Origin of the sequence: Thioclava sp. UBA3469, assembly GCF_002378135.1 — a bacterium.
GTDB classification, from domain to species: Bacteria; Pseudomonadota; Alphaproteobacteria; order Rhodobacterales; family Rhodobacteraceae; genus Thioclava; species Thioclava sediminum.
On sequence record NZ_DFRG01000062.1, the window covers coordinates 57,537 to 69,188 of the forward strand.

Annotated in this window: 12 protein-coding genes; all 12 read left to right on the forward strand. The window is 65.5% G+C overall.

Annotated features, from left to right (window positions below):
* The coding region (locus tag B3D39_RS05385; RefSeq protein WP_286789442.1) for a hypothetical protein at window positions 1-958 on the forward strand (958 nt) is incomplete at its 5' end.
* Between the two features lie 102 nt (window positions 959-1,060).
* A complete protein-coding gene (tolB, locus tag B3D39_RS05390) occupies window positions 1,061-2,383 on the forward strand; it encodes a Tol-Pal system beta propeller repeat protein TolB (RefSeq protein ID WP_078540249.1) in 1,323 nt (440 codons plus the stop codon).
* 71 nt (window positions 2,384-2,454) lie between these two features.
* Complete coding sequence (pal, locus tag B3D39_RS05395; protein WP_078545208.1) at window positions 2,455-2,988, forward strand: peptidoglycan-associated lipoprotein Pal; 534 nt, start codon at window positions 2,455-2,457, stop codon at window positions 2,986-2,988.
* Between the two features lie 5 nt (window positions 2,989-2,993).
* Window positions 2,994-3,827: a tol-pal system protein YbgF gene (ybgF, locus tag B3D39_RS05400; protein ID WP_338113641.1), complete on the forward strand. Its 834-nt coding sequence runs from the start codon at window positions 2,994-2,996 to the stop codon at window positions 3,825-3,827.
* 10 nt (window positions 3,828-3,837) lie between these two features.
* Window positions 3,838-5,061: a tRNA lysidine(34) synthetase TilS gene (gene tilS / locus B3D39_RS05405; RefSeq protein ID WP_274962872.1), complete on the forward strand. Its 1,224-nt coding sequence runs from the start codon at window positions 3,838-3,840 to the stop codon at window positions 5,059-5,061.
* Between the two features lie 82 nt (window positions 5,062-5,143).
* Window positions 5,144-7,057, forward strand: coding sequence for an ATP-dependent zinc metalloprotease FtsH (gene ftsH, locus B3D39_RS05410; protein ID WP_078521918.1), 1,914 nt, complete (start codon window positions 5,144-5,146; stop codon window positions 7,055-7,057).
* A gap of 18 nt (window positions 7,058-7,075) precedes the next feature.
* Window positions 7,076-7,885, forward strand: coding sequence for a methyltransferase domain-containing protein (locus tag B3D39_RS05415; protein WP_274962973.1), 810 nt, complete (start codon window positions 7,076-7,078; stop codon window positions 7,883-7,885).
* Window positions 7,885-8,475: an MOSC domain-containing protein gene (locus tag B3D39_RS05420; RefSeq protein ID WP_078521914.1), complete on the forward strand. Its 591-nt coding sequence runs from the start codon at window positions 7,885-7,887 to the stop codon at window positions 8,473-8,475. Before B3D39_RS05415 ends, B3D39_RS05420 begins: the two co-directional genes overlap by 1 nt.
* Window positions 8,476-8,556: 81 nt before the next feature.
* Window positions 8,557-10,224 (forward strand): formate--tetrahydrofolate ligase, encoded by a 1,668-nt coding sequence (locus tag B3D39_RS05425; RefSeq protein WP_274962974.1) that lies wholly within the window; start codon window positions 8,557-8,559, stop codon window positions 10,222-10,224.
* A 68-nt stretch (window positions 10,225-10,292) separates the two neighbouring features.
* Window positions 10,293-10,613, forward strand: coding sequence for a chorismate mutase (locus B3D39_RS05430; RefSeq protein WP_078521910.1), 321 nt, complete (start codon window positions 10,293-10,295; stop codon window positions 10,611-10,613).
* Window positions 10,594-11,472 (forward strand): bifunctional 5,10-methylenetetrahydrofolate dehydrogenase/5,10-methenyltetrahydrofolate cyclohydrolase, encoded by an 879-nt coding sequence (locus B3D39_RS05435; protein WP_274962975.1) that lies wholly within the window; start codon window positions 10,594-10,596, stop codon window positions 11,470-11,472. Before B3D39_RS05430 ends, B3D39_RS05435 begins: the two co-directional genes overlap by 20 nt.
* Before the next feature lie 12 nt (window positions 11,473-11,484).
* On the forward strand, window positions 11,485-11,652 hold a 168-nt coding region (locus B3D39_RS05440), incomplete at its 3' end, for a tetrahydrofolate dehydrogenase/cyclohydrolase catalytic domain-containing protein (protein WP_286789443.1).

Here is an 11,652-nt window from a genome sequence, read left to right on the forward strand (position 1 = left end):
GGAACCCGAGCCGCAGGCGATGCAGCAGCCCGATCCGGCCCCTGATGCGCAGCCCGACGTCTCGGCCCTGCAAGAGCCGACGCCGCCCGCCGAGGTGAGCGACACGCCGCCCGAAATCGTCCCGCCGGTCGAGGAGCCCTCGCCGACGGTCACGCCCGACATCTCTCCCGCGCCGAAGCCGAAACAGGCGCCGCGCGTGGCGCCGACCCCTGCGCCCGAGCCGCCGCCCGAAGCGAAGGTCGACCCGCAGGCTCAGCCGCAAGAGGCCCCCAAACCCGCCGACACGCCCGATCAGCCGGTCGAGAAGCCGAAGGAGGCGACCGCGCCGCCGGAAGCCTCGACGGAGATCGTGACCGAGGCGAACAAGACCGAAGACAAGCCGGAAAGCTCTGCGCCGCTGGCCTCGCCGCGTCCGAGCGCCAAGCCCAAACCGCCTGCGCCGAAAGAGACGCAGACGGCCGCCGCGCCTGCCGAGAAGAAGCCCGCGGAGAAAAAGCCCGCCGAGCCGAAACCGGCAGAGACCAAGCCCGCGCCGAGCGAGCCCAAGAAGGTCGACAGCGCCTCGGTCAACGATGCTCTGGCGGCAGCCTTGGGCGGCGAGGGGACGGGCGGCACCGGCTCTGCGCCGACCGGTCCGCCGATCACCGCGGGCGAGAAAGACGCGCTGATCGTCGACATTAAGCAGTGCTGGAACACCGGCGCGCTCAGCTCGGATGCGCTGCGAACCACGGTGACGCTCTCGGTCGACATGCAGCCCGACGGCCACCCGATCATCTCCTCGATCAAGCTGGTCGGGGCGACGGGCGGTACCGGCAACGCGGTCGATCAGGCCTTCGAGGCCGGGCGTCGCGCTATCGTTCTGTGCGGCTCGGACGGGTTCCCGCTGCCGCCGGAGAAATACGACCGCTGGAAAACGATCACCATCGACTTCAATCCCGAAAAAATGAGGATGAAATGACGATGGATCGGCGAATTTCCGCGCGGTGTCATGGGGTTGTGATGCACGATCGTGCCGCAGCGCGTTACAAACCGGGCAAGACCCGGAAAGGGAGTGTGTGACATGATGCGTTTCGTTCTCAGTTTGCTGGCGGCTGTGATGCTGGCACCCATCGCCGCAACCGCGCAGGATTCTGAACCGCTGCATATCGAGATCACCGACGGTGTGATCGAGCCGATGCCGTTCGCGATCGCGGGCTTCATCCCCGAAAGTTCCGAGGCCGCCGATATGGCGAGCCAGATCACGCAGGTGATCTCAAGCGATCTGACGGGAACGGGCCTGTTCCGCGAAATCCCGAAATCCGCCTATATCCAGAACGTGTCGAGCTTCGATACGCCGGTGAAATATTCCGACTGGCAGGCGATCAACGCGCAGGCGCTGGTCGTGGGCTCTGTCGGTATGCAGGGCGGCAAGGTGGTCGTGAAGTTCCGCCTCTTCGACGTGTTCTCCGGGCAGCAGATGGGCGACGGGCAGCAACTTGCAGCCTCGCCGGCCAGCTGGCGGCGTCTGGCGCACAAGGTCTCGGACGTGATCTATTCGCGCATCACGGGCGAGGGGCCCTATTTCGACAGCCGCGTGGTCTTCGTCTCGGAAAGCGGGCCGAAGGACAATCGCCAGAAGCGGCTCGCCGTGATGGATTACGACGGCGCGAACGTGACCTATCTCACCGATGCCTCGACCATCGTGCTCGCGCCGCGCTTCTCGCGTGACGGCACCAAGGTGCTGTTCACCACCTTCGAGACCGGCTTCCCGCGCATCAAGATGCTCGACGTGGCCACCGCCTCGGCGCGGCTTCTGCCGGAAGTGCCCGGTACGATGACCTTCGCGCCGCGCTTCTCGCCCGATGGCACGAAGATCGTCTATTCGATGGAGCAGAACGGCAATACCGACCTGTGGATGATGAATATCAGCTCGGGCCAGACCCAGCGCCTAACGACCTCGCCTGCGATCGAAACCTCGCCCAGCTTCTCGCCCGACGGCTCGCGGATCGTGTTCGAATCCGACCGCTCGGGCACGCAGCAGCTCTACATCATGCCCGCGGGCGGCGGTGACGCGACGCGGATCAGCTTTGGTGACGGGCGCTATTCGACCCCCGTGTGGTCGCCGCGCGGCGACATGATCGCCTTCACCAAGCAGAACCAGGGCCGTTTCCATATCGGCGTGATGCGTACCGACGGCTCGGAAGAGCGTCTGCTGACCTCGTCCTTCCTCGACGAGGGCCCGACCTGGTCGCCCAATGGCCGCGTGATCATGTTCACCCGGGAGAGCCCTGGCGCCCAAGGGTCGGCCTCGCTCTATTCGGTCGACATCTCCGGGCGCAACCTGAAGAAAGTCTCCACGCCGGGCGCCGCATCGGACCCGGCCTGGTCGCCGCTTCTGCCCTGAGGGCGGATTAACAAGCGTTAGAGAAACTGGTAGGCTCGCCCGCAATGGGCAGATCAACAAAGGCGGAACCAATGAATTTTGCAGTGAAGGCCGTGTTGGCCATCTCGATGCTGGGCCTCGCGGCCTGTTCGAACCCCGATCAATACGGCTCCGGCGCGACCGGTCCCGGCGGCGCGCTCGGCCCGGGCGGCGCTGGCATGGACGGCGTCAGCCAAGGCGGGATCAACGACCCGAACTCGCCGGCCTATTTCAGCCAGACCATCGGCGACATGGTACACTTCATGGTTGACCAGTCGACGCTGACCGACACCGCACGCGGAATCCTGACCCAGCAGGCAAGCTGGCTGGTGAGCCATCCGAGCTACACTGCGATTATCGAAGGCCATGCCGACGAGCAGGGCACACGCGAATACAACCTCGCGCTCGGCGCACGCCGTGCCTCGGCCGTACAGGAATACCTGATCAGCCAAGGCGTGGCCGGCAACCGTCTGCGCACGGTGTCCTACGGTAAGGAACGCCCGTTGGCGATCTGCTCCACTGAAGAGTGCTACCAGAAGAACCGTCGCGCGGTGACGGTGATCTCGCAATCGGCGGTCGGGAGCTGATCGCGATGCTGAGAGCTTTGCTTCTCGGTGCGGCTGTTCTGGCAGCCGCGCCCGCGCTGGCTCAGGACGCGAACCGCGCCCAGACGCTGGCTGACATCAAGACCGAACTGGGACAGCTTCAGACCGAAATCGGTAGCCTGCGTCAGGAGCTGCAAGCCTCGGGCCAGGCCGGTCTGCAGAAAGCGGGTGGCGATTCCGCTCTCCAGCGGATGGATTCGATGGAGCTGTCGCTGTCGCATATGACCGACCGCGTCGAAGAGCTGGAAAACAAGATCAACCGCGTCGTCGCCGATGGCACGAAGCGGATCGGCGATCTGAATTTCCGGGTCTGCGAGATGGAAGAGAACTGCGACATTTCGAAGCTGGGCATGGCCAAGCCGCTGGGAGGCGACGCGCCGACCAACGCGCCCTCGGTCACCGGCCCCGCACCGGATTCGACGCCCGGTCCCGATCTTGCGATTAACGAGAAATCGGATTTCGAGGCGGGCAAGAAAGCCTTCGAGGATGGCGATTATGCCTCCGCAGCCGATCTTCTCGCGACCTTCCGGCAGACCTATCCCGGCTCTCCGCTGACCAGCGACGCGATGTATTATCGCGGTCTCGCGCTGCAAAAGCAGGGCGACGAAGCGGGCGCTGCACGCGCATGGCTCGACGGGTTCTCCGCCGATCCGAAAGGGTCGAGGGCAGCGGACAATCTGCTGTCGCTCGGCAAGGCGCTGGGGCAGCTTGGCCAGCAGAGCGAGGCCTGCACCACGCTGGGTCAGGTGAGCGCACGCTTCCCGGGTTCGTCGGCGGCGGGCGAGGCGCAGAGCGCGCAGCAATCGCTGGGATGCCAGTGAGCGCTCTCCGGTGACGCTGGACGACATCGCAAGACACGGTTTTGACCCCGATGCGCCCCGGCGCGTCGGGGTTGCCGTTTCCGGGGGCTCGGATTCGATGGCGGTGCTGGTGCTGCTGGCTGCGCATTTCGAGGTCGCCGCGGTGACGGTGGATCACGGGCTGCGCCCCGAGGCCGCCGAGGAAGCCGCATTTGTCGGTCGGTTCTGCGCGGATCGCGGCATTGCGCATACCGTCCTGCGTTGGGATGGCGCCAGTGCCGAAGGCAACCTAATGGATGCCGCGCGCCGGGCGCGGTTGCGGCTGATCGGCGCTTGGGCGCGCGAAAACGGGATTGCCCATGTCGCGCTGGGGCATACCGCCAATGATCAGGCCGAGACCTTCCTGATGCGGCTCGCCCGCGAGGCGGGGCTGGAGGGGCTGTCGGGCATGCGTCCGCGGTTCGAGGCCGAGGGCGTGACATGGCATCGTCCGTTTCTTGGCCAGACACGCGAGTCGTTGCGCGACCATCTGCGCGCGGAAGGCATCGGGTGGATCGACGACCCCTCCAACGCGAATGACCGCTTCGACCGGGTCAAGGCGCGTCAGGCGCTTGGAGCGCTCGCGCCTTTGGGCGTCGATGCGCAGGCGATCACCGGGGTCACGGCGAACCTCTCGGCTGCGAATGCGGCGCTGAATCGGTTGCTGTCGGCGGAGGTCGCACGTCACGTCTCCGAGCCGTCGGGCGATCTGCTGATCGATGCCGCGGGCTTCACCGCGATGGACCCGGAATTGCAACGTCGCCTGATCGTGGCGGCGCTGCGCTGGGTCTCCGGGGCGGAGTATGCGCCGCGCGCCGCGAAGGTGCAGGGCTTGCTGTCCGAGATCGCGCAACCCGGCGACCGCACCCTGCATGGCTGCCGCATCACCTCCGGCAAAGACGCGATCCGTATCACCCGCGAGGCGCAGGCCGTGGCCGACCTGCGCGTGGCTGTCGAAGCTGGCGCCGCGCTTTGGGACCGCTGGGAGGTCACCGGGCCCGCAACCGACGTCGCGGAAGTCGCGGCGCTGGGGGAGGCGGGATTGCGCCAATGCCCCGACTGGCGCGACACCGGCCTTCCGCGTGCCTCGCTTGCCGCAAGTCCCGCCATTTGGCGCGGCGAGACGCTTGTCGCGGCCCCGATCGCGGGCTTTGGCGCAGGCTGGCGGGCGCGGATTTCCCGCGACGCATTCGCCACTTGGCTAATTCGACGTTGAACCCCGGCGCGTAATGCCTATTTTCACTGAGGAAGAGGCGGCGACCGCAGGTCAGCCGCCCGATACGATTGGAGGATATTCCTTGGGTAATGCGCGCAATCTGGCCTTTTGGGCGGTGCTGTTCCTGCTGATTTTAGCCCTGTTCAACCTTTTCGGTGATGGGCAATCTTCGATGAACTCGTCCCAAGCGACCTACTCGGAGTTCATGGACGCCGTCGATAAAGGCGAGGTGAAGAACGTTCGCCTCGATGGCGAAGAGGTGCGCTACCAGCTCGCCGATGGCACAAGCTTCACCACCATCAAGCCGATGGAAGATCAGATCGCAGAGAAGCTGATCGACAAGGGCATCGCGGTGAGCGTCGTCAAACAACAGCAGTCGGGCTTCATGTCGCTGCTGGGCGTCTGGCTTCCCTTCCTCGTGCTGATCGGCATCTGGATCTTCTTCATGAACCGGATGCAGGGCGGCGGCAAAGGCGGCGCGATGGGCTTCGGCAAGTCCAAGGCGAAGCTCCTGACCGAGAAACATGGCCGCGTGACGTTCGACGACGTGGCGGGCATCGACGAAGCCAAGGAAGAACTCGAAGAGATCGTGGAATTCCTGCGCAACCCGCAGAAATTCTCGCGCCTCGGCGGCAAGATCCCGAAAGGCGCGCTGCTGGTCGGCCCTCCGGGCACCGGTAAGACGCTTCTAGCCCGCGCCATTGCAGGCGAGGCGGGCGTGCCCTTCTTCACCATTTCGGGCTCCGACTTCGTCGAGATGTTCGTGGGTGTGGGTGCATCCCGTGTCCGCGACATGTTCGAGCAGGCCAAGAAGAACGCGCCCTGCATCGTCTTCATCGACGAGATCGACGCGGTGGGCCGTGCCCGTGGCGTCGGCATCGGCGGCGGCAATGACGAGCGCGAACAGACCCTCAACCAGCTTCTGGTCGAGATGGACGGCTTCGAGGCTAATGAAGGCATCATCATCATCGCGGCGACGAACCGTAAAGACGTGCTCGACCCCGCGCTGCTGCGTCCGGGCCGCTTCGACCGTCAGATCCACGTTCCGAACCCCGACATCAAAGGCCGCGAGAAAATCCTGACGGTTCACTCGCGCAAGGTTCCGGTGGGGCCGGATGTCGATCTTCGCACCATCGCGCGCGGCACGCCGGGCTTCTCGGGCGCCGACCTGATGAACCTCGTGAACGAGGCTGCGCTGATGGCGGCCCGCGTCGGGCGTCGTTTCGTCTCGATGGAAGATTTCGAGAACGCCAAGGACAAGGTGATGCTGGGTGTCGAGCGCCGCTCGATGGTGCTCACCCCCGAGCAGAAGGAAATGACCGCCTATCACGAGGCCGGTCACGCCATCGTCGGCCTGTCGCTGCCGAAATGCGATCCGGTCTACAAGGCCACGATCATTCCGCGCGGTCAGGCCTTGGGTATGGTCGTCTCGCTGCCCGAGATGGACAAGCTCAACTACCACAAGGACGAGGCCAAGCAGAAGATCACCATGACCATGGCGGGCAAGGCAGCCGAGATCCTGAAATGGGGCGAAGAGCATGTCTCGAACGGCCCCGCGGGCGACATTCAGCAGGCGTCGGCGATTGCCCGCGCCATGGTGATGCGCTGGGGCATGTCCGAGAAGGTCGGCAATATCGACTATGCCGAGGCGCATGAGGGCTATCAGGGCAACACCGCCGGCTTCTCGGTCTCGACCAAGACGAAAGAGCTGATCGAGGAAGAGGTGCGCGGCCTGATCGAAGACGGCTACCAGGAGGCGCGCCGCATCCTGACCGAGCGGATCGAGGATTGGGAACGCCTGGCGCAAGGCCTTCTGGAATACGAAACCCTCACCGGCGACGAGATCAAGAAGGTCCTCTCCGGAGAGCCGCTGGGCGGTGACGACGACGACAGCTCCTCGGGGAGTCTGCCGTCGGTGACCGCGCTGCCCAAAACGTCCAAGAAGAAGGATCAGGGCGACGGCGGGGCGGAAACCACCCCCGAGCCTTCGGCCTGACCGCGAAGGTTCGCGAGAATGGTCACGCGTGACGCTTCAGTGCCGGGCGCAGCCGATTGGGACCCAGACGCTTATGCGCGGTTCCGCAATCTGAGGCTGCGCCCGGCACTCGACCTTCTGGCCCGGGTGCCGCAACTGCCCGAGCGCGGCAAGATCATCGATCTGGGCTGCGGCAACGGCGCGGTGGCCGAGGCGCTGAACCACCATTACCCCAAACGCAAGATCGTGGGCGTCGACAATTCCGAGGCGATGCTGAAGCGCGCCGCAGCGACCGGCGCCTATCACCATTGCGATCTGGTCGACATTTCCGAATGGGCGCCCAACAAGCCGCCGGCGATGATCTTCTCGAACGCCGCGCTGCATTGGCTGCCCGATCACGCCACGCTCTTCCCGCGTCTGGCCGGAGAGCTGCGCGAGGGCGGCGTTTTGGCGGTGCAGATGCCCGCGCAGCATGGCGCGCCGTCGCATCGCATCCTGCGCGACCTGTCGCAGGAGATGTTCCCCGACCGGTTCAACTTCGCGGGCTGGGTGCCGCCCGTGGCCCCTGCGGTGGATTACGCGAAAATGCTTAGCCCTCTGGGCGAGGTCGATATCTGGCACACCGAATATCTGCAGGAGTTGGAGCCCACGCCGGGCGCGCATCCGGTGCGCCGCTTCACGGAAAGCACGGCGATGCGTCCTTTCCTGCGGCTCCTAGGCGACACTGAGGCGCAGGTTCTCATCGAACGCTATGAAACCGCACTCGAGACGGTTTATCCTTTGCGGGACGACGGCAGCGTCTTTTTCCCGTTCCGTCGTCTGTTTGTCGTCTTGTCAAAGAGGGGCTGATGGCCGCGCTGAAACCCACGCAATATCAAGGGGAGGTCGTCTGGCTCGGGCTGGTGACCACCGAGGGACAACTGACCTCGACCCCGGTCGAAGAGATCGACTTCACCTTCGACGGTCCCGTGGGAGAGCTGCATGGCGGGCGCACGCGCCCTTCCTGCTCGCGGGTGACCGATCAGCATCCCAAGGGCACCGAGATCGCCAATGTCCGCCAGCTGACGATCCTCTCGGCGGAGGAACTGGCCGAGACCGCCTTCGCGATGGGCGTTCCGGAGATCGATCCCTCTTGGGTTGGCGCGACGATCGTGCTGCGCGGCCTGCCGGACCTGACCCATATCCCGCCCTCGGCGCGGCTGCAGAACGAGACCGGGCTGACCTTCGTGGTGGATATGGAGAACCGCCCCTGTGTCCTCCCGGGCCGGGTGATCGAAGAGCACTATCCCGAGAAGGGCAAACGCTACAAACCGGCCGCCCAAGGTCGGCGCGGCGTGACCGCATGGGTGGAGCGTCCCGGTCGTCTGGTGGTGGGCGAAACGCTGCGGCTGCATATTCCCGATCAGCGCGCCTGGGAGCTGATGGACGAGGTCCGCTGAGGCGATTTAATCCCGCAACGGTCGCTTCTTTCCCTTTCGCTGCGCCGTCAAATGGCTACCCTCCCTCAGCAGGAGGACCCGATGACGAGTGACTTAGAGATTGCCCGTGCCGCGACGCTGCGCCCGATGCCGGAAATCGCGGCAAAGCTGGATATCCCCGAAGAGGCGCTGATCCCCTATGGCCGCGACAAGGCGAAGCTGGAGGCGGAGTTCATCGCGGGTCTGGACGGGCGCGAGACCGGCAAGCTGATCCTCGTCACCGCGATCTCGCCGACCCCTGCGGGCGAGGGCAAGACGACGACGACCGTGGGTCTGGGCGACGGGCTGTCCCGGATCGGCAAGCGCGCCGCGATCTGCCTGCGCGAAGCCTCGCTCGGTCCGAATTTCGGGATGAAGGGCGGGGCCGCGGGAGGCGGCTACGCGCAGGTCGTGCCGATGGAGTCGATGAACCTCCATTTCACCGGCGATTTCCACGCCGTGGGGGCCGCGCATAACCTGCTCTCGGCGATGATCGACAACCACATCCACTGGGGCAACGCGCTCGAGATCGACGCGCGCCGGATCACGTGGCGGCGTGTGCTCGACATGAACGACCGGGCGCTGCGCGACATCGTCGTAAGCCTTGGCGGTGTCTCGAACGGCTTTCCGCGCCAGACCGGCTTCGACATCACCGTGGCCTCGGAGGTCATGGCCTGCCTCTGCCTCAGCCGCGATCTGACGGATTTGCAGGAGCGGCTGGGTCGGATCGTCGTCGGCTATCGCCGCGACCGCTCGCCCGTGGCCTGCGCCGAGATCGGGGCCGATGGTGCGATGGTGGTGCTGTTGAAAGAGGCGCTTCAGCCCAATCTCGTGCAGACGCTGGAGGGCACGCCCGCCTTCGTGCATGGCGGGCCGTTCGCCAATATCGCGCATGGCTGCAACTCGGTGATCGCGACGCAAAGCGCGCTGAAGTTGGCCGATTACGTCGTGACCGAAGCGGGCTTCGGGGCCGATCTGGGGGCGGAGAAGTTCTTCGACATCAAATGCCGCAAGGCCGGGCTGAGCCCGAATGCTGCGGTGGTCGTGGCAACGGTGCGGGCGCTGAAGATGAATGGCGGCGTCGCGAAAGCGGATCTCGGCGCAGAGAACGTGGCCGCCGTCGAGGCGGGCTGCGCCAACCTCGCGCGTCACATCGCGAATATGAAGAAATTCGGCGTGCCGGTCGTGGTCGCGATCAACCGCTTCACCGCCGATACCGAAGACGAGATCGCAGCGGTGCGCGCCGCCGCCGAAGCGCAGGGCGTGGAGGCGGTTCTGTGCACTCATTGGGCCGAAGGCGGTGCGGGGACCGAGGCGCTGGCGGAGAAGATCGTCGCGCTGACCGAGCGTCCGTCGCAATTCGCGCCGCTCTATCCCGATGACATGCCGCTTTTCGAGAAGATCGAGACCATCGCAACGCGCATCTACCACGCGAGCGACGTCTATGCCGATCAGAAGATCCTCAACCAGCTTCGCGACTGGGAAGCGGCGGGCTATGGAAACCTGCCGATCTGCGTGGCCAAGACGCAGTATTCCTTCAGCGCGGACCCGACGCTGCGCGGGGCGCCCTCGGGCCACACGCTGCCGATCCGCGAAGTGCGGCTCTCGGCGGGGGCGGGGTTCGTCGTGGTGATCTGCGGTGAGATCATGACCATGCCGGGTCTGCCCCGGCACCCGGCTGCGGAGACGATCGGCCTCGACGCCGAAGGCCGCATCACGGGTTTGTTCTAGGGGCGCGGTCTTGAGCTTGTTGGGCCAAGCTGCGATAGGGGGGCGCGAGTGTTCCGGGAGCCTTGTCGATGAAATCTCCGTCAGACCTGCACACGATGGAAGAGCTGCGCGTCGCGATCGATGCGCTCGACCGGGAGCTGGTCGAGATGCTCGGCGCGCGCACCCGGCTGATCGCCCGTGCGGCGGAACTCAAACAGGGAAATGGCTGGCCCGCACGCATCCCCGACCGGGTCGAGGATGTGGTGGCGAAAGTACGCGCCGCCGCCGGTCCTGCCGGGCTCGATCCCGATCTCGCCGACCGTCTGTGGCGCGAGATGATCGAGCATTTCATCGCGCAGGAAGAACAGGTTCTGGGCAAGGGAGACCCCGATGAGCGCCACGATCATTGACGGAAAGGCGCTTGCGCAGGTCAAGCTGGACGAGACCTATGCCGAGGCACAGACGCTTTCGGAGGCAGGCTGGGCGCCGCGCCTCGTCTCGATCTCTGTCGGCGATGTCGCAGCGGCCGAACTTTATGTGCGCAACCAGAAGAAATACGCCGAGAAAGCCGGCGTGGCCTTCGAGGTGCGCAACTACCCCGAGACGATCAGCCTCGAACAGCTCCAGGGCGTGCTGGCCGGTCTGAACGCCGATCCCCGCGTCAATGGCATCATCATCCAGCGCCCGCTGCCCGCCCATATCCCGGTCAAGGTTCTGCAGAAGGCGGTGCATCCGCTCAAGGATGTGGAGGGGATGCACCCCGCCTCGATCGGCAACATCGTCTATAACGAGCTGGAGCTCGGCCCCTGCACCGCCGTCGCGGCGGTGGAGATCCTGAAATCCCTTCCGCTCCAGACCGAAGGGCTCAATGTCTGCGTGATCGGCCACTCGGAAATCGTGGGCAAGCCGATCGCCTTCCTGATGATGGGGCTCGGCGCCACCGTCACCGTGTGCCACCACATGACGCGGCAGGTCTCGGTGCATTCGCGCGCCGCCGATGCCGTGTTCGTCGCGGTGGGCAAGCCGGGGTTGGTCCATGGCGAGATGCTCAAACCCGGTGCGGCGCTGATCGATATCGGCATCAACCGGGTCGAGGGGCGCACCGTGGGCGACGCCGATTTCGACAGCTGCGCCGAAGTGGCGGGCTGGATCACGCCCGTCCCGGGCGGGGTGGGGCCGGTCACGGTCTCGACGCTGATGAACAACGCGGTCCGCGCGACCCGCATGCAGATGGACCATTACCGCACGACCTTCGCGGCGGCGGAGTGACGGAGGAATGAAATGACGGCGACGATCATCGACGGGAAGGCCTTCGCAGCGAGCGTGCGCGAGAAAGTGGCCGAGCATGTCACCCGGCTGCAAGAGGAGCACGGCATCACGCCGGGCCTCGCGGTGGTTCTGGTGGGCGAAGACCCGGCCAGTCAGGTCTATGTGCGCAACAAGGGCAAG

Coding starts and splice junctions, on each gene's coding strand:
- tolB (WP_078540249.1), top strand. CDS start 1,061: ATGATGCGTTTCGTTCTCAGTTTGCTGGCGGCTGTGATGCTGGCACCC.
- pal (WP_078545208.1), top strand. CDS start 2,455: ATGAATTTTGCAGTGAAGGCCGTGTTGGCCATCTCGATGCTGGGCCTC.
- ybgF (WP_338113641.1), top strand. CDS start 2,994: ATGCTGAGAGCTTTGCTTCTCGGTGCGGCTGTTCTGGCAGCCGCGCCC.
- B3D39_RS05415 (WP_274962973.1), top strand. CDS start 7,076: ATGGTCACGCGTGACGCTTCAGTGCCGGGCGCAGCCGATTGGGACCCA.
- B3D39_RS05420 (WP_078521914.1), top strand. CDS start 7,885: ATGGCCGCGCTGAAACCCACGCAATATCAAGGGGAGGTCGTCTGGCTC.
- B3D39_RS05425 (WP_274962974.1), top strand. CDS start 8,557: ATGACGAGTGACTTAGAGATTGCCCGTGCCGCGACGCTGCGCCCGATG.
- B3D39_RS05430 (WP_078521910.1), top strand. CDS start 10,293: ATGAAATCTCCGTCAGACCTGCACACGATGGAAGAGCTGCGCGTCGCG.
- B3D39_RS05435 (WP_274962975.1), top strand. CDS start 10,594: ATGAGCGCCACGATCATTGACGGAAAGGCGCTTGCGCAGGTCAAGCTG.